The sequence below is a fragment of the Paenibacillus sp. 598K genome (assembly GCF_003851045.1).
GTDB lineage: Bacteria > Bacillota > Bacilli > Paenibacillales > Paenibacillaceae > Paenibacillus_D.
This window is the reverse complement of the sequence record NZ_BFBX01000016.1, coordinates 137,573-154,955: the sequence shown is the minus strand read 5'-3', so window position 1 is coordinate 154,955 and position 17,383 is coordinate 137,573. Positions and strand designations below refer to the sequence as shown.

The window sequence follows — 17,383 nt, the reverse complement described above, 5'->3', positions numbered from 1 at the left end:
AAAAGTTCCTTGCATGGAACGAAAATTCAGCCTAATCTGCTACCCTCCGAGTATGTAAACACACCCTAGGGTGTGTCAGCATACTCCGAAGGTAGTTTGCAGACACGCCCTAGGGTGGCGATTACGTCAGACCTCCTTTTCTGATCTGAAGATCAGGCGGGGAGGTTTTGACGTGTATTGGATAGTTTTGGCTGTAAACCTCTTCCATCGACTCGGTCTATAGACGTAGAGCAGGATCAACCCGCCGCCCGTTACATCGATTTGCTGCATTCCGTTATACTAGGTGTACAGCAGTATACAAACAGGGGTGATGAAGATGCATTCTGGAGTTTTCACGCGCATCATAATTGGACTGATGGTCGTAGGCGCGGGCGTTCTGTTCCTCATGAGTCAGCTCGGTTTGATCTGGTTCGGGATCAGCGACCTGATCCGCACGTTCTGGCCGATGATTCTGATCGTGATCGGTCTCGGGGGTCTGCTTGATCGTAAGTCGACGTGGGAATATGCGATTCCGCTTGTGATTGGCCTCTACTTTTTGGGCAACAATCTGGGCTTCGTTAATTTCTCCTTTGGCGATCTGATTCGTTATGCGATTCCGTTCATTATTATCGGCGTCGGCTTGTCGATGATCTTCAAGCGCAAGGAGAAGCGAGAGACGCATCGGGAAGAGGAGTGGCAAGCGTATCCCAACGATTCTTCGCCCATCCCGCCAGCGCCGCCGCTGCACCCCGATCCGACCAAGTCGGACGGAACCTATGATCCGGCTCGCGATTATGACGACCGCTACCGCGCGGATGCTCCCTACGGTCAAGCAGGATATGAGGCCAACGGACAGCCCCATTACGGTCCGCACGGCCCCCAGGGACAACATGGCTCCCGCGACCATCATGGGGCTCACAGTCATAAGGATGCTTACGGTCAGCATGGTCCCCACGGGGCTTACGGGACACAGAGCCAAGGGCAGGATTACGGCGATCCGCAATATAAGCATAGCCATAATGGCCGCGAGCGGGTCGAATGGTGGAACAACGATCCGAACGTGCAGACACGCTCGAATTTTATCGGCGACATCCACCTCGGACAGGATTACTGGGAGCTTAAGCCGATGAACATCTCGCATTTTATCGGAGATACGACGCTGGACTTGACGAAGGCGCAGATCCCGTACGGCGAGACGAAGCTGACGATTTCGACTTTTATCGGGGATGTCAAAGTTTTCTTGCCAAGCGATGTGGAGGTGGGGATCGACGTCGTCTCAAGCGCCTTTATCGGCGATGCGAAGATTCTCGACCGCAAGGACAGCGGCTTCTTCCTCAATACCCGGGTAGAGAGCCGAGCCTACGATGAATGCGATAAAAAGGTTCGTCTCGTCGTCAGCACCTTCATCGGCGATGTTAAAGTGACGAAGGTCGGGTGAGGCGGACATGATGGTGCGTCTGCTACGCAGCTCCAAATGGGAGCTCATCCTTTTTTTCTTCTTCGCTGCCGCACTCTCCTCCTTGCTCTGGTATATCGGGACGGATATGCTCTCTGCGAGGGCTGGTCTCGAAGCTGAGAAGGTTCGTATGACGATGCCGCTCATCCTCATCCTGCTCAATTTGGCGCTTGGCTATTGGGCCGCGCAACGATGGCAGCGCCGGATCGATACGATGCATCTGGCGCTCAAGCAGGCAGCCAATGGCAACCTGTCGGTACGCATCCCGGAGGAAGGCGCCCGATCCTTCACAGCTGCCTTCCATGAATTCAATACGATGGTGGCGGCGATGCAGCGGCGCATGCAGCTCTTGCAACGAATCGGCGAGGAGCAGGTGATGCGGGAGGCCGCCTCCAACGAGGAGGCGGTCATGGAGGAGCGCAAGCGGCTGGCACGGGACCTGCATGATACGGTCAGTCAGCAGCTGTTCGCCATCCATATGTCGGCCTCTTCGCTGCCGAAGCTGCTGGCGATGAACTCTGACCGTGCGGAGCAACTGATGGAGCAGCTCATCGAGATGTCCTCCTCCGCTCAAAAGCAGATGCGTGGCTTTATCGCCCAATTGCGCCCGATGGAGCTGGAGGGCAAGTCGCTGCAGCAGGCGCTGGACAAATGGTTCCCGGATTACTGCCGACAGAACCATCTGCAGGGGGTGTTGGACTGGCGCATCGAGGAGCCGTTGTCGGAGGCCAAGGAGCATCAGTTTTTTCTGATCATTCAGGAAGCAATGGCCAATATCGTCAAGCATGCCTCGGCGAGCAAGGCGACGCTAACCCTCTCGGAGACGGAGCATCAGCTCATCCTGACGATCCAGGACGACGGGGCGGGCTTCCGCGTCGATCAGGTGAAGCGCGGCTCGTATGGGCTGTCGACGATGAGCGAGCGGGCGCAGCGACTCGGCGGGGATGCCGAGATCATCAGCAAGACCGGAGGCGGCACGCGCGTGCGTGTGAGCATCCCGAAATATACGCCAAAGGAGCATGAAGACGATGAGTGAGGCCAAGCAGTGGCGAATAATGATCGTCGACGATCACGATATGGTGCGGGCGGGATTGCGCACCTACCTGATGCTGGACCCGAGATTCGAGGTGACCGCAGAGGCGGGCAATGGCGGGGAGGCGCTGGAGATGCTGCGTCAGACCGCGCCGGAGGATCGGCCGGATGTCATCTTGATGGACCTGATGATGCCGGTCATGGACGGCGTCGAGGCGACTCGGCAGATCATGACTCTCGATCCCGGACTGCGCATCGTCATGCTGACGAGCTTCCTCGAGGATGAGAAGGTCGTCGCTGCGATCGAAGCGGGAGCGGTAAGTTATGTACTGAAGACCGTCTCGGCCGAGGAGCTGATCTATGCCCTGTCAGGAGCGGTCAAAGGCATGCCGGTCATGACCAGCGATGTCTCGCAAGCGTTGACGCGCGGCCTGCGCCTGCGCACAGCCCAAGGAGACGATGAAGGGCTGACCGAGCGGGAGCGGGAGGTGCTGTTGCTTATTGCCGAAGGCAGGTCCAACAAGGAAATCGGCGATGAGCTCCATATCAGCATCAAGACGGTCAAAACGCATGTCAGCAACCTGCTGATGAAGTGCGAGCTCGAGGACCGGACCCAGTTGGCCGTATTCGCGCACCGCAAGGGGTGGGCGGGCAAGGCGTGAGCGGAGGGACGACCTTCCGTTCACAGAGATATACATAATTGGCTCCTGCTTCGGGGACGCTAGATGGTAAATGGCTATAAAGGAGACGAATCGCTATGATCGTATTATCGTCCCGACTGGAATCGACCGAACATGAATATATCGAGATGCTGCAGCTGCTGGAGCCGTTGGAGTTCGCGCTCGGCGGCGCGTGGGACTACAAGCAGGGCTCGTTCGACCGCTATCTGGACGGTGCTCATAAAGTTTGGCTGCGCTTGCCCTTCGAGGTCTATCAGGGCAATCTGGATATCGAGGCGCCGCAGGATGCGAAGATTCGAATGGGCCAGCCCTATGTGCTGAAGCATGTGTACAACGAAGGCCTGGATCAGGAGGCGCGAGTGAATATCGTCGGCGCGCTCTTCGACCAGTTTTCCCAGCCGATCGATCCCGATGCCGAGATCGAGCCGGAGTGGGTGGAAGCAGGCAAGCGACTGCTCGCCGAGGTCGAGCGGTTGGTGACGCGCTGAACATTTCAACCGCAAGGCATATTAAGCTCTCTGCATTGTTAGTGCAGAGAGCTTTTGAGTGTTTAGCGACGTGGAAAACGTAACGCTATGTTCTTAGGATAGGCCCTGCTAGGCGGGGACTTCGACACATACCGACAAATACGCTTGTTAACTGTAACTAACTGGTATTTTTGTACCATACTCACCAATGGAACGATGTGGTAACATTGGATATAGATAGCTGGCCGGCATCGAATAAAGTTTCAGGAGGAGGACGCATTGAAGAAAAAAATGGTCTCGCTTGCCTTGTCACTTGTTCTCGTCTTCTCTTTCACTCAATCAGCATTTGCAACAGTAGGGTTTGCTGATGACTCCTACTCGGCCTATGTTGTTAATCCTTTTGAGGCTTATCAAGGGTATATAACGACATCCACTGATTCTGATTGGTTTAGATGGACAAACACAACGGGATCAGCAAAAGTTTTATCAGTGATCTTGGTTAACTCAGGGCAACAAAACTATGATTTAGAAGTTGCATTTGCGCCTCCGGGTGTTAATATAGACACGCCTCAAACCGCAAGCGATAATGGGCCAGGAGGCATAGACTCATATGGTGTGGGTAGTTTACCTCACAACTGGACGATTTATTGGAGAGTGAAAGGCCATGATTCAAGTCAATACAGTTCCACTGTTCCATATGTAACATGGATACATGTTCAGTGATATTTTTTTTGATAAAGTAGCTATGATCAGTAAAACCACAGCTCCGCATAATGCGGGGCTTTTTATGTTGGGGAGGAAGGTCTGCGCGTAATATTGTACCGGGATGTAAGACGACGTCACAAAAATTATCTAAATTTCATCCCCGATTAATCTTCTTTTAAGGTACAATGTGCATGATAGAGACAACAAGACAAACTTATGCAACTTTCTTAATGACAGCGATTTTTTCGCTGAGAGGATAGGGATCATTCAACACCATGCTACGGGAGGTAAAGCAGCGATGGAAGACAACAACAACAACAAAAAGTCGTACGATGATTTTTTTCGTGGCGACCGCCCCGAGGGCGAGCGCGACGAGCAACGGGATCAGGAGCGCGCAGGGACGTCCGGCCCGACGGCTGACCGGACGGAGCAAAAGCCATCCTACTACTACTCCTATGGTCCGTTCAAGGCTGGAGATGCAGGAGCTCCGCAGCAGAACGGTGCGTATGGTCAGGAAGAAGGGCGCAGACCTCTCGAGGCGGGCGCCTCGCATCAGACGGATGTCCAGATAACGCCGCCGATGCGTCCGCGCCCTTATGCGCCGGTAACCTCGACGCCGCCAGGTAAGAACGGCTGGCAGGTCAAGGAGAAGCGAGGAACTTCGTTCCGTGCGATATTCGCTTCCTTCCTGGCCGGGGTGCTCGTCGTAGGCACACTGATGGGGCTGGCCGATTACAACAACTGGTTCACTGGAAATGGTCTGTTGCCAGCCAATTCGAAGGCGCAGACGACAGGAGCGTCCGGCGAGAGCACGGCATCCGCTCCCGTCTCCAGCGCGCTCGATACGGCCAGACCGAACAATATCGCTCAGATCTTCGAGCAGGCGTCCCCGGCTGTTGTCAAGATCGAGACCTATACGAATGTGAACAGCAACCGAGGTGGACGCAATCTCGATCCGTTCTGGCAGTTTTTTGGAGGACAGTCTGCGCCTGATAACGGCGGCGGCGAGAGCACCGTACCGACAGGCGTCGGCTCCGGCTTCATCTTCGAGGAGGATGGCTATATCTTGACCAACGAGCATGTCGTCGGGGATGCCTCCAAGATCGAGGTGACGCTGCAGGGCTATCCGAAGAAGTTCGAGGCCGAGAAGCTTGGCTCCAGCTATGATCTGGACTTGGCTGTATTGAAGATTACCGGCGAGGAGTCGTTCCCGACCTTGCCGCTCGGCGACTCGAGCGCGATCAGTATCGGCGACTGGGTGGTTGCGATCGGCAATCCGCACGGCTTCGACCATACGATCACCGTCGGCGTGCTGAGCGCCAAGGAACGGCCGATCAATATCCCGGACTCGCAGGGTGTAAGACAATACGAGCATCTGCTGCAGACCGACGCATCGATCAATCCCGGCAACTCGGGCGGTCCGCTGCTGAACACTAGCGGCGAGGTGATCGGCATCAATACCGCCGTCAGCACAGATGCGCAAGGCATCGGCTTCGCGATCCCGACCAGCACGATCAAGGAAGTCGTGGAGACGCTGAAGAGCAACCAGGAGATTCCGAAGGAGCCGATCCCGTTCATCGGCGCCGAGCTGCAGACGGTAACCGATGACTTCGCCAAGGAGCTCGGACTGGATGAAGCGAAGGGCGCGCTTGTCAATCGCGTCTACTACAGATCTCCGGCGTACCAAGGCGATCTCCGGCAGTTCGACGTCATCACCGGCATTAACGGCGATGAGGTTGCTACGACGGATGCGCTGATTAAGCAGATCCAGAGCCGCAAGGTCGGCGACGAGCTTACGCTGAATGTCATCCGTGACGGACGTGCGCTCGAGCTGAAGGTCGTGCTCGGTGACCGCAACGAATTCGAGCAAAATACGCAATAAGCCTCACCATGGAGCGCAGGCGGCCGACGGCCGGCCTGCGCTCTTGACTTGTCAAGCTGCAGCAGCCGGAACAGATGAATCGTCTGTTAATCCTTGCTATAATGAGAGTCAGACGGGAGAAACGCAGGATAGAGGAAAGGGGACACGCGAGTGAGACCACATATTATCGTCGTCGATGACGACGAGAAGATTACTTCGCTGCTTAGACGCAGCTTGGCCTTTGAGGGCTATGAAGTGACGACGGCGAGCAATGGCCTGGAGGGGCTGAAGACGATGCTGTCGCATGATCCGGATCTGCTCGTGCTCGATGTGATGATGCCGCAGGTGGACGGCTGGGAGGTGTGCCGGCGCGTGCGCGAGAGCGGCAGCGCGGTGCCGATCCTGATGCTGACCGCCAAGGACGATATTCAGGACCGGGTGCGGGGGCTGGACCTCGGCGCTGACGACTATCTGGTGAAGCCGTTCGCGCTCGAGGAGCTGCTCGCCCGGGTGCGAGCGCTGCTGCGCCGCAAGCCGGACAAGCTGGAGGAGCCGGGAAGCCGGCTTTATTTCGACGACCTGATCCTCGATCTCGACTCGCGCGAGGCGATCCGCTCCGGACGCAGCGTCGAGCTGACGGCCAAGGAGTTCGATCTGCTGCATCTGTTTATGCAAAATCCGCGCCGTGTCCTGACGCGCGAGACGATTATGGAGCGGATCTGGGGGTATGACTTCAGCGGTGAGTCCAACGTCCTCGAGGTGTATATCGCCATGCTGCGGCAGAAGACCGAGGACGGCGGCGCCAAGCGGCTCATCCAGACCGTGCGGGGCACGGGCTACGTGTTGAAAGGAGAAGGAGGCTAGGAGCATGTCCATCCGGTTGCGGCTGACGTTATGGTATTCCGGATTGCTAGCAATCACCCTGATGGTGTTCGGCGTTTCGATTTACCTTTTCGTCAATTACTATACGTATGATGGCTTGAAGAGCCGGATGATTCAGCAGGCCAATACGATCTACATTGAGCCGAGCTATGATTTTATCGAGAAATTCAAGCTGAATATTAGTCAGCGCTCGACGATTCAGCTGAACGAATATTTCATCCAGGTGGTCAACTATACGAATCCGGCACAGAGCTTCCGGACGAGGAATCTGCTCGAGAGCATCACATTCCCCTACCCCGAGCCGACAAGCATCCAAAATCGGGAGGGCGTGTTCCGTACGATCCGGCTCGAGAACTTCCCCTTCCTCGTCTATGAGTATCCGCTGATCCTGCGTGACGGCACGCTCGTAGGCCTGCTCCAGGTGGCGGCCATGACGGAGCGCGAGGAGACGCTACTGCGCAACGTGCAGACGATCCTCACGCTCTCGTCGTTGTTCCTGGTGCTGGCCGCTTTCACGACGGGATTGTTCCTGGCGAGGAAGGCGCTCAAGCCGATCGACAATGTTATCCGGGCAGCCGCTCAGATCGAGAATGGCTCGAGCCTGGCTCTGCGCATCCCTAGAGAAGGGCCCAATGACGAGATGGGGCGGCTGACCGATACGCTGAATGGCATGCTGGAGCGGCTGGAGATTACGTACAATGAGCTGGACGGCGCGTACAAGACGCAGCGTCGCTTCGTCAGCGATGCTTCGCATGAGCTGCGGACGCCGCTGACGACGATCCGCGGCAATATCGATCTGCTTGAGAAGATGTGGGCGCCGCAGCTGCAAGCGCCGGGGGATGCGCGTGAGTCCTATATCCATATCGACGCCGAACGCGCGGCGTTGTCGATGGAAGCGATGCGCGACATCTCCGACGAAGCGAAGCGGATGTCGCGTCTCGTCAGCGACTTGCTGTCGCTCGCGCGCGCGGATGCCGGATACCAGATGGACAAGACCGAGGTCGCCTTGCTGCCGGTTGTGGAGGAGGTGGCCCGACGCGCCCAATTGCTGCCGCGGACAGTTGAGCTTCGACTGGACGAGAGCCTCGCGACATTTACGGATATCCACGTCCATGGCAATGAGGATTACTTGCGTCAGTTAATTTTCATCTTCATCGAAAATGCCTTTAAGTACACGCCGGAGGGCTATGTCGAACTACAGGCGATCCGCGTCAGCGACCAAGCCGGTCTGATCGTCAAGGATACCGGCATCGGGCTGGACAAAGAAGAGGTTCCGCATATCTTCGAACGGTTCTACCGGGCAGATGAATCGCGCGGCAAGACGGCTGGCACTGGTCTGGGACTGTCGATTGCCAAGTGGATCATCGATGAGCATGGCGGATCGATCGAGGTGAAGACACGCCTCGGCGAAGGTACGACGTTCGTCATCTGGCTGCCGATCGCCTATGCAGGGCCGCCGGATTCCGATATAATAGAAGACAGCGGCCGGGAGCAGGATTAACCGGTCAGAAAGCAGGTGCAATCACAGTGAAGGTACTAAAGATATCGCCAAGAGGTTATTGCTACGGTGTCGTCGATGCCATGGTGCTGGCTATGCAGACGGCCAAAAACCTGGATTTGCCGCGACCGATTTATATTTTGGGCATGATCGTCCACAACCGGCATGTCACGGAGTCCTTCGATCAGGAGGGCATCATCACGCTGGACGGGGAGAACCGGCTGGAGATCCTCGAGCAGGTCGAGAAAGGCACCGTCATCTTCACGGCGCACGGCGTCTCGCCGGAAGTGCGCGAGCGCGCCCGCGCGAAGGGGCTGACGATCGTCGACGCGACCTGTCCCGATGTCACTCGCACGCATGATCTGATCCGCGAGAAGACAACGGAAGGCTACGAGATCCTGTATCTCGGCAAGCGGGGTCATCCCGAGCCGGAGGGCGCGATCGGCGTCGCGCCGGAGCGCGTCCATCTGATTGAGCGTCTGGAGGATGTCGAGCAGCTGCAGCTGTCGACAGACCGGATCATCATCACGAACCAGACGACGATGTCCCAGTGGGATGTCAAGCATCTGATCAAGCGGCTGCTGGAGGTATTCCCGACAGCCGAGGTGCACAATGAAATCTGTCTGGCTACCCAGGTCCGTCAGGAGGCGGTTGCCGAGCAGGTGAGCGAGGCCCAGCTGTGCATCGTCGTCGGCGACCCGCGCAGCAACAACTCGAATCGACTGGCCCAAGTGTCCGAAGAGATCGGCGGCGTCACTGCGTATCGCATCTCCGACCTGAGCGAGCTCAAGCGCGAGTGGCTGGAGGGCATCGAGATCGTCGCGGTCACTTCCGGCGCGTCGACGCCGACGCCGATTACGAAGGAAGTGATCAACTACCTGGAGCAATACGATCCGAACGATCCGGCGACCTGGGAGCTGAAGCGGACGATCAATATGAACAAGCTGCTGCCCAAGATTCGCGAGAAATCCAACGCCTGATTTGGCAGGTGGCAGTCTGAACGCCCCCCAAGCCTTTCCGCCTCTGGTCACGATAAAACAGAGGTTGACGGGGGGCTTTTTTTCTTGTATATTTACTTTATCGATTAAAAGCATAAAAGCACCAAAGCTTAAAAGCGGATAAGCGTTGAAGCGAGAAAAGGAGAGATAAACATGATCGTCATCACAAACAAAAACGTATCGGAACAAAGAATCGTTGAAATCGTTGACTATATCGAAAAAACAGGTGTCAAGGCCCACGTCTCGCGCGGCGAGGATCGCACGGTCGTCGGCATCATCGGCCAGGCAGAGCCGACGCTGGCGGAGCATCTCCGTCAGATGAAGGATGTGGAGAACGTCATCAAGATCTCCAAATCCTACAAGCTGGCGAGCCGCGATTTCCACCCTGATGATACGATCATCGAGATCAAGGGCGTCAAGATCGGCGGCCAGCATATGGTCGTCATGGGCGGGCCGTGCGCAGTCGAGACGCCGGAGCAGATCGACGAGATTGCCCGTCTGGTTAAGGCCGCAGGCGGTCAGGTGCTGCGCGGCGGCGCATTCAAGCCACGTACCGGGCCGTACAGCTTCCAGGGCGTCGGCGTCGAAGGTCTGGCGATGATGGCCGAGGCGGGCGAGAAGCACGGTCTGCTGACGATCACCGAGGTGATGACGCCCGAGTACGTCGATGTGTGCGCCGAGTACGCTGACATCCTTCAGGTGGGCACACGAAACATGCAGAACTTCGATCTGCTGCGCAAGCTTGGCACGATCCAGACGCCGGTCCTGCTGAAGCGCGGTTTCAGCGCCACCTACGATGAATTCCTGAATGCGGCGGAGTACATCCTCGCAGGTGGAAATCCGAACGTTATGCTATGCGAGCGAGGCATCCGCACCTTCGAGCAATACACGCGCAATACGCTCGATCTGACAGCGATCCCGGTCCTGCAGCAGTTGAGCCATCTGCCGGTCATTTCCGATCCGAGCCATGGCACAGGTCGCCGCGAGCTGGTCGAGCCGATGTCCAAGGCATCGGTGGCCGCCGGAGCCAATGGCCTCATCATCGAGATGCATACCGATCCGGACAATTCGATGACCGGCGATGGCGTACAGTCGCTGTTCCCGGACCAGTTTGCGGCATTGCTCAAGGATCTCGAGAAGCTGGGCGAGCTGGTGGGACGTCGCTTCGACACCGAGAAGGCGCCTGCCGAAGCTTTTGCTGCCTGGAAAAAATAGAAATAGCTCACATGACGTCGTCCCAACCATCCCAAAAGATGGCTGGGACGATTTTTTATGCCCTGTAAAAGACGATTTTGCCAAACCTGAACATTCGGTTTGACGGAAATGTGAACAAAAGATAAAAAGTGTGAGGATAGCTTACACATACTCAAAAAATACCTGACATAAGTATTGACGGTGCGAAACGCTCGTTTTATAATTACGACAGAGTTTAAAGCGAAAGTTGAACAATAACCGTTTTAATCTAAGTTAACGTTCGGAAATGGAGGAAATATCAGATGTCAGCTCAAAAAGTGTTGGACCTGTTGAAAGAAAACAGCATTCAGTTCGTGGATTTCCGTTTCGTCGACCTTTCCGGTCGCGCGCATCACATTACATTGCCCGCTTCCGAGGTGGAAGAGGATACTTTTGAGGTAGGCGTAGCCTTCGACGGTTCTTCGATCCCTGGCTTCCGCGGTATTGAAGAATCCGACATGGTCATGATGCCGGATACCGAGAGCGTCTATATCGATCCGTTTACTGATCATCCGACATTAAACGTTATGTGCAACATCCACACGCCAGAAGGCGATCGTTACGACCGCGACCCGCGCGGCATCGCCAATAAGGCTGAAGAGTATCTCAAGTCTGCCGGAGTCGGCACAGACGCATTCTTCGCGCCTGAGTCGGAGTTCTTCATCTTTGACGACGTGCGTTACGAGAGCTCGATGAACACATCCTTCTATGCTGTAGATTCCGAAGAAGCTGCATGGAACACTGGCCGCAAGGAAGAAGGCGGCAACCTGGGCTTCAAAGTTGGCGTCAAAGGCGGCTATGTGCCGGTAGCGCCAATGGATACGCAGCAAGACATCCGCAGCGAAATGGTTCGATTGATGCAAGAAGCCGGTCTGCGCGTTGAGCGTCATCACCACGAAGTGGCGACGGCTGGTCAAGGCGAGATCAACTTCCGTTTTGACACGCTGACCAAAACAGCAGACAACCTTCTCAAATACAAATACATCGTGCATAACGTAGCGCGCCAGTATGGCAAAGTCGCAACCTTCATGCCTAAGCCAATGTTCGGTGACAACGGCAGCGGGATGCACGTCCACACTTCCATCTTCAACGACGGCGAGCCTTTGTTCTACGAAAAAGGCGCTTACGCTAATCTGAGCGAGCTCGCGATGAACTACATCGGCGGTATTCTGTACCACGCGCCTGCTCTGATCGCGCTGACCAACCCAAGCACCAACTCCTTCAAACGTCTTGTACCTGGCTACGAAGCGCCAGTGAACCTGGTCTTCTCCAAAGGCAACCGTTCTGCTGCGGTTCGTATTCCGATCGCTGCTGTTACGCCAAAAGGCTGTCGCATCGAGTTCCGTACGCCTGACTCCACGGCTAACCCTTATCTGGCATTCGCAGCTATGCTGATGGCTGGTCTGGACGGCATCAAGCGCAAGCTGGATCCAAAGGAACTGGGCTATGGTCCATTCGACAAAAACATCTATGAGCTCTCCGATGAAGAGAAGAGCGAAATCCGCAGCGTGCCTGCAACGCTGGACGAAGCGCTGGACGCTCTGGAAGCTGACTCCGAGTTCTTGACTGAAGGCGGCGTATTCTCGCCAGACTTCATCGCTAACTACGTGGCATTCAAGCGCGATGAAGCCAAAGCGGTATCGATCCGCGTTCATCCGCACGAGTACAGCCTCTACTTTGGTTGCTAATCGAACTTATCTTTATTATACAGGGATGGCGACTCCTGACGACGGGAGTCGCTTTTTCTTGCTTCCGGGCGAAGCCGCGAGCTTCTTCGGCGGTTGGGGGCTTGAAGCTCGGGGCCAAACTTGCTATGATTATCGATAGTGTACATAGATACAATATAGAGGAAGATAGAGGTGGAGAACGGTGACCAAACGGGCGTTTAATTTTAATGCGGGGCCGGCTGCGCTGCCGCTTGAAGTACTGGAGCGTGCGCAGCAGCAATTTGTTGACTATGAAGGTGCGGGTATGTCGATCATGGAGATGTCGCATCGCAGCGCGGCATATGAGCAAGTCAACAACGATGCGCAGACTCTGTTGCGTAGACTGTACGGGATTCCCGACAATTATCATGTGCTCTTCCTGCAGGGCGGGGCTAGCACACAGTTCGCGATGGTGCCGATGAATCTGCTCCAGCCGGGTCGTGCAGGCGCTTATGTGATGACGGGCAGCTGGTCCAAAAAAGCGTTGAAAGAAGCGCAATTATTCGGCGAGACGGCAATTGCCGCTTCGTCGGAGAGTGACAGCTACACCCGAATTCCAAGCTTAAGCGACATCGAGGTGCCTGCGGAGGCTGCTTACCTGCACATCACCTCCAATGAGACGATCGAGGGCACGCAATTCGGCGCATATCCCAATGTCGCCGATCATGCGACACTGGTCGCGGATATGTCGAGCGATATCCTGTCGCGTCCTGTCGACGTCAGCCAGTTTGGTCTGATCTACGCCGGCGCGCAGAAAAACCTCGGCCCTTCGGGCGTGACGCTGGTCATCATCCGTGACGATGTAGCTGTCGACAGTCCGAAGCATCTGCCTGCGATGCTGCGTTATGATACGCATATCAAAGCGAACTCGCTCTACAACACGCCGCCTTCGTTCTCCGTCTATATGGTGAAGCTGATGCTGGAGTGGATCGAAGCGCGCGGCGGCATCGCCCAGATCGACCAATATAACCGCGACAAGACGAAGCTGATCTATGACGCTATCGACCAGAGCGGCGGCTTCTATCGCGGTGTGGCGCAGGCGGCTAGCAGATCGACGATGAACATTACGTTCCGTATCCATGATGCGGAGCTCGAGAAACGGTTCATCAAGGAGTCGGAGGCGCAAGGCTTCGTCGGCTTGAAGGGGCATCGCGATGTAGGCGGTCTTCGGGCATCGACGTACAATGCCGTGCCGCTCGAGAGTTGCCGGGCGCTTGCGGAGTTCATGAAAGAGTTCCAAGCCTCCAACGGCTAGGACTGACCGGACGAGCATCAAAAAAGCCTTCTGCCGCGTCATTGCAGCGGCAGAAGGCTCTTTGGCGTGAACTGGCGGGCGCGTCTGGCTGAAGCGGCTCCGATTAGCCGGACGAATCCTTCACCTGCGGTCCGGTCAGCTTGTAGCCTACATTGCGTACGGTCATAATATATTCGGGCGAACGAGCGTTTTTCTCGATCTTGTCCCTCAGGTGGCTGATGTGGACATCGACGATCCGGGTATCGCCGAGGAAGTGATAATCCCATACGCCGTGCAGCAGCTGCTGTCGGCTTAGCACCTTGCCCCGATGGCTGCAGAGGAAGAGCAGCAGCTCGAACTCCTTGGGCGTCAGATCGACCAGTTGGTCATCGAGGCGAACCTCGCGCTGCTCGCTGTTGACCCGCAGGCGGCCCAATTCATAGCTCTGGCCTTCGCCTGTCGAGGGCAATGACTGCACTCTGCGGAAGATCGCTTGGATACGGGAGATCAGCTCCTGAGGGCTGAACGGCTTGGTCATATAATCATCGGCGCCATTGTCGAGACCGGCGATTTTGTCTGTCACATCCTGCAAGGCGGTGAGCATGACGATCGGCACGGCGTTCTGTTGCTTGCGCAGCTCGCGGCAGACCTGGATGCCATCCATCTTGGGCAGCATCAGATCGAGCACGATGAGATCCGGCCGGTACGGCTTCAGTGTATCGAACACAGCTTCTCCATCCTCTACACAACGGACATCGAAGCCGGCTAGCTTAAGGTTAAATTCGATCAGCATCGAGATCGAAGGCTCGTCATCGACGACCAGAATTTTCTTTTTCATCGCTTAAGCTCCTTTTTCGGCTTATGTGCTCTCATTATGACATGCGAGATTATGCGGGGAGTTAAGCACACGTTATCCGAATGTAAAATCTGTTGAGGACTAGTATGGAGGGAATAGATATGGCATTGCATATCGTTCTGGTGGAGCCGGAGATTCCGGCCAATACCGGAAATATCGCTCGCACCTGCGCGGCGACGGGGGCGCATCTGCATCTTGTGCGACCGCTCGGTTTTCGCACCGATGACCGAACGTTGAAGCGAGCGGGACTGGATTACTGGCACGCCGTTCAGGTGTCGTATTACGACAGCTTCCAAGAGGTAAAGGAGCGCTTCCCGGAGGGACGTTTTTTCTTTGCGAGCACGAGGGCGGCCAAGCGATTTACAGAGTTTGCGTTCCGTGACGAAGATGTTCTGGTATTCGGCAAGGAGACGAAGGGCTTGCCGGAAGCGCTCCTGGCTGAGCATCCCGAAACCTGTCTGAGACTGCCGATGACCGGCGACGTGCGCTCGCTTAATCTGTCCAATGCGGTGGCGGTTATTGTATTCGAGGCGCTCAGGCAGTTGGATTATCCGGGGATGACTTAAAATAAAGGCTGCGTTTTGTTTCAAAAGTACAGGTTTGGGGTTAAAAAAGGAGATGAACTCCACATCTCTCTAGAGCGTAAAACGCAAAAGGCGGCTTTGCAGAAAATTCAACAATTCCCGACAATGGGAAGGAAACGAAGTTTACGTCTCGAAACTTATGGTACACGGAGGTTCTCCCAGACAGACTCTCTATACTTGACACAGGAGTGGTGAATACAGTGAAACCGGCAGGTGTAGTACGTAAAGTAGACCAATTGGGTCGGATTGTGCTTCCCAAATCGTTGCGCAAAAGATATCAGATGAATGAAGGCGATCCTGTCGAAATTCTCGTACAGGGCGATCACATCATTTTGGAGCGTTATCGTCCAAGATGCGTATTCTGCACCTCGATGGAGGATGTGCACGAATTTAAGGAGCGTTACCTGTGTGCGGCTTGTGCGCAGGACATGATTCATATGCGGGCTTAATAGCATAGGGGTACCCGAGCCCATTGACATCTGGACTGCCATGCAGCGTTGCTGCATGGTTTTTTTGTGTGCGATGAGGGCGTAACGCTTGCCGACAGGGCGCTGTTGTTCTGGGCGGGGGAAGGAAGAAGTTTCCAGCCTTAGCATGAACGAAAAACGCCAGCAAGAGGTTGTGATGCAACCTTCTGCTGGCGTGATGGTCGGCCTCAACAACAAGCCGCCAAGCTTTATTCACATCGCAAGTAAACCTTTACAAACCTTTGGTCTTGTCATCGTTGTAGGATGAGGTGAGAATCGCGACCAAGAACAATACCATGACAATCATAATCACCCAGAATGTCCGCGAAAACTCCATTGGAAACTCCATTACGTACACCTCCAGTAAACTGTATATATTATAACCAAACTGGGCGAAAAAGAAAACTTCAAATCCTGTGAACAGATTGTTACAAATTTCGGCTCGCAATCCCGGTTGCCCATCCGTTGGATTAGGCGTACAATGTAAAGTAGCATTTTTTTGCCGCGCATAGAAGCGGCCATTACGTCATAGATGGGAAGAATACAGATGGAGTATCGTGTATCAGAACGTATCGGTCAGTTGCACTCATCCGCCGTGCGCGACATCCTGAAGCTTACGCAAGGCAAGGAGATCATCTCGTTTGCTGGCGGTTTGCCAGCCGAGGAGCTGTTCCCGCTCGAGGCGGTGCGAGATGCGGCGGCGCGCGTCTTTGAGAAAGGCAGCGATTCGCTGCAATACGGTCTCACGGAGGGCTTCATGCCCTTGCGGGAGCAGCTCTGCGTCCGGATGGCGGCCAAAGGGATGAGCGTGGATCCGGATCAGATGATCCTTACTACGGGCTCCCAGCAAGCGCTTGATTTGCTCTCGCGCGTCTTGACCAATCCCGGCGACGTTGTGCTGGTGGAAAATCCGACTTATCTGTCGAGTCTGCAGGTGTTCAGCATGCATGGCGTTACTGTCGTCCCGGTGGAGAGCGACAAGGACGGCATGGTGATGGCCTCGCTGGAGGAGCAATTGCGGCTGCATCGCCCGGCGATGGTGTACGTCGTACCGACCTTCGGCAATCCTACCGGGCGCGTATGGAGTCTGGAGCGTCGACAAGGGCTGCTGGCGCTATGTCGCCAATACAGCGTGCCGATCCTGGAGGACGACCCGTATGGCGACATCCGCTTCGACGAGAAGGCCGATTTTCCGACCTTGTTCTCGCTGGAGGGCGAGGCAGACGGCGGCGTAGTTTTCTATATGGGCAGCTTCTCGAAGACGGTCGCGCCTGCATTGCGAACGGGATGGGCGATGGGGGATCGCGGTATTATCCGCAATCTCGCCAAGGCCAAGCAGGCTTCCGACCTGCATTCGAGCACGCTGGACCAGCAGACGCTTAGCGAGCTGCTGGCGCATTTCCCGCTGGATGAGCATATCCGTCGCGTATCGGCCGCCTATGGCCAGCGGATGCGACAGATGGAGCAACTGCTGCAGCAGCGCAACTGGCAGGATCTGACCTGGGTGCAGCCGCAGGGAGGCATGTTCCTCTGGCTGGAGCTGCCGGAAGGACTGGATGCCGAGGCGCTCTTGCGAGCAGCGGTCATGAAAGGCGTCGCCTTCGTGCCTGGCGCGCCGTTTTTTGCAGGCGTGCCGAAGCGCAATACCGCGCGCATGAACTTCACCTATACCGAAGGTGAGCGGATGCGTCTAGGCATCGAGCGCTTCGCTGAGGCGGTAGACGAGTTCCTGGCCCGCTGCTAGA

At 55.8% G+C, this 17,383-nt stretch carries 17 protein-coding genes; 16 read left to right on the top strand and 1 reads right to left on the bottom strand.

The window, feature by feature from the left end:
- The first annotated feature begins 316 nt into the window (after positions 1–316).
- The 12 genes from liaF (at position 317) to serC (ending at position 13,752) form a co-directional block, all read left to right on the top strand.
- Positions 317–1,417, top strand: coding sequence for a cell wall-active antibiotics response protein LiaF (liaF, locus tag PA598K_RS07415; RefSeq protein WP_221414104.1), 1,101 nt, complete (start codon positions 317–319; stop codon positions 1,415–1,417).
- Between the two features lie 7 nt (positions 1,418–1,424).
- Positions 1,425–2,471, top strand: coding sequence for a HAMP domain-containing sensor histidine kinase (locus tag PA598K_RS07410; RefSeq protein WP_128656321.1), 1,047 nt, complete (start codon positions 1,425–1,427; stop codon positions 2,469–2,471).
- Complete coding sequence (locus PA598K_RS07405; RefSeq protein WP_128656320.1) at positions 2,464–3,129, top strand: response regulator; 666 nt, start codon at positions 2,464–2,466, stop codon at positions 3,127–3,129. Before PA598K_RS07410 ends, PA598K_RS07405 begins: the two co-directional genes overlap by 8 nt.
- Positions 3,130–3,224: 95 nt before the next feature.
- Complete coding sequence (locus PA598K_RS07400; RefSeq protein ID WP_128656319.1) at positions 3,225–3,635, top strand: YugN family protein; 411 nt, start codon at positions 3,225–3,227, stop codon at positions 3,633–3,635.
- Between the two features lie 258 nt (positions 3,636–3,893).
- The gene (locus PA598K_RS07395; protein ID WP_128656318.1) at positions 3,894–4,337 is read left to right on the top strand and encodes a hypothetical protein; all 444 of its coding nucleotides are present in this window, start codon (positions 3,894–3,896) and stop codon (positions 4,335–4,337) included.
- 280 nt (positions 4,338–4,617) lie between these two features.
- A complete protein-coding gene (locus PA598K_RS07390) occupies positions 4,618–6,201 on the top strand; it encodes a S1C family serine protease (RefSeq protein WP_128656317.1) in 1,584 nt (527 codons plus the stop codon).
- A 150-nt stretch (positions 6,202–6,351) separates the two neighbouring features.
- Positions 6,352–7,044, top strand: coding sequence for a response regulator transcription factor (locus PA598K_RS07385; RefSeq protein WP_128656316.1), 693 nt, complete (start codon positions 6,352–6,354; stop codon positions 7,042–7,044).
- 4 nt (positions 7,045–7,048) lie between these two features.
- The gene (locus PA598K_RS07380) at positions 7,049–8,563 is read left to right on the top strand and encodes a sensor histidine kinase (RefSeq protein WP_128656315.1); all 1,515 of its coding nucleotides are present in this window, start codon (positions 7,049–7,051) and stop codon (positions 8,561–8,563) included.
- 26 nt (positions 8,564–8,589) lie between these two features.
- A complete protein-coding gene (locus PA598K_RS07375) occupies positions 8,590–9,540 on the top strand; it encodes a 4-hydroxy-3-methylbut-2-enyl diphosphate reductase (protein WP_128656314.1) in 951 nt (316 codons plus the stop codon).
- Positions 9,541–9,711: 171 nt separating this feature from the next.
- The gene (gene aroF, locus PA598K_RS07370) at positions 9,712–10,773 is read left to right on the top strand and encodes a 3-deoxy-7-phosphoheptulonate synthase (RefSeq protein WP_128656313.1); all 1,062 of its coding nucleotides are present in this window, start codon (positions 9,712–9,714) and stop codon (positions 10,771–10,773) included.
- Positions 10,774–11,054: 281 nt separating this feature from the next.
- Complete coding sequence (gene glnA, locus PA598K_RS07365) at positions 11,055–12,479, top strand: type I glutamate--ammonia ligase (RefSeq protein WP_128656312.1); 1,425 nt, start codon at positions 11,055–11,057, stop codon at positions 12,477–12,479.
- Positions 12,480–12,660: 181 nt separating this feature from the next.
- Entirely contained in the window at positions 12,661–13,752 is a 1,092-nt protein-coding gene (gene serC, locus PA598K_RS07360; protein ID WP_128656311.1) for a 3-phosphoserine/phosphohydroxythreonine transaminase, read from the top strand.
- A gap of 103 nt (positions 13,753–13,855) precedes the next feature.
- Here serC and PA598K_RS07355 read toward each other — a convergent pair whose 3' ends face one another.
- On the bottom strand, positions 13,856–14,569 hold the full coding sequence (locus PA598K_RS07355) for a response regulator transcription factor (protein ID WP_128656310.1): 714 nt from the start codon (positions 14,567–14,569) through the stop codon (positions 13,856–13,858).
- 119 nt (positions 14,570–14,688) lie between these two features.
- Between PA598K_RS07355 and trmL the strand changes: the two genes are divergently transcribed.
- From trmL to PA598K_RS07340, 4 genes are all read left to right on the top strand, one after another.
- Positions 14,689–15,153: a tRNA (uridine(34)/cytosine(34)/5-carboxymethylaminomethyluridine(34)-2'-O)-methyltransferase TrmL gene (gene trmL, locus PA598K_RS07350; RefSeq protein ID WP_128656309.1), complete on the top strand. Its 465-nt coding sequence runs from the start codon at positions 14,689–14,691 to the stop codon at positions 15,151–15,153.
- Positions 15,154–15,371: 218 nt separating this feature from the next.
- The gene (locus PA598K_RS07345) at positions 15,372–15,620 is read left to right on the top strand and encodes an AbrB/MazE/SpoVT family DNA-binding domain-containing protein (protein ID WP_128656308.1); all 249 of its coding nucleotides are present in this window, start codon (positions 15,372–15,374) and stop codon (positions 15,618–15,620) included.
- Positions 15,621–15,765: 145 nt separating this feature from the next.
- The gene (locus PA598K_RS36015) at positions 15,766–15,906 is read left to right on the top strand and encodes a hypothetical protein (protein WP_185601675.1); all 141 of its coding nucleotides are present in this window, start codon (positions 15,766–15,768) and stop codon (positions 15,904–15,906) included.
- Between the two features lie 279 nt (positions 15,907–16,185).
- Positions 16,186–17,382: an aminotransferase-like domain-containing protein gene (locus tag PA598K_RS07340; protein WP_128656307.1), complete on the top strand. Its 1,197-nt coding sequence runs from the start codon at positions 16,186–16,188 to the stop codon at positions 17,380–17,382.
- Position 17,383 lies beyond the last annotated feature (1 nt).

Excerpts from the sequence above, each read along its gene's own strand:
- trmL (WP_128656309.1), top strand. The coding sequence starts at position 14,689 with ATGGCATTGCATATCGTTCTGGTGGAGCCGGAGATTCCGGCCAATACC.
- PA598K_RS36015 (WP_185601675.1), top strand. The coding sequence starts at position 15,766 with ATGAACGAAAAACGCCAGCAAGAGGTTGTGATGCAACCTTCTGCTGGC.
- aroF (WP_128656313.1), top strand. The coding sequence starts at position 9,712 with ATGATCGTCATCACAAACAAAAACGTATCGGAACAAAGAATCGTTGAA.
- glnA (WP_128656312.1), top strand. The coding sequence starts at position 11,055 with ATGTCAGCTCAAAAAGTGTTGGACCTGTTGAAAGAAAACAGCATTCAG.
- PA598K_RS07390 (WP_128656317.1), top strand. The coding sequence starts at position 4,618 with ATGGAAGACAACAACAACAACAAAAAGTCGTACGATGATTTTTTTCGT.
- PA598K_RS07410 (WP_128656321.1), top strand. The coding sequence starts at position 1,425 with ATGATGGTGCGTCTGCTACGCAGCTCCAAATGGGAGCTCATCCTTTTT.
- PA598K_RS07340 (WP_128656307.1), top strand. The coding sequence starts at position 16,186 with ATGGAGTATCGTGTATCAGAACGTATCGGTCAGTTGCACTCATCCGCC.
- PA598K_RS07400 (WP_128656319.1), top strand. The coding sequence starts at position 3,225 with ATGATCGTATTATCGTCCCGACTGGAATCGACCGAACATGAATATATC.
- PA598K_RS07355 (WP_128656310.1), bottom strand. The coding sequence starts at position 14,569 with ATGAAAAAGAAAATTCTGGTCGTCGATGACGAGCCTTCGATCTCGATG.
- PA598K_RS07380 (WP_128656315.1), top strand. The coding sequence starts at position 7,049 with ATGTCCATCCGGTTGCGGCTGACGTTATGGTATTCCGGATTGCTAGCA.
- liaF (WP_221414104.1), top strand. The coding sequence starts at position 317 with ATGCATTCTGGAGTTTTCACGCGCATCATAATTGGACTGATGGTCGTA.
- PA598K_RS07405 (WP_128656320.1), top strand. The coding sequence starts at position 2,464 with ATGAGTGAGGCCAAGCAGTGGCGAATAATGATCGTCGACGATCACGAT.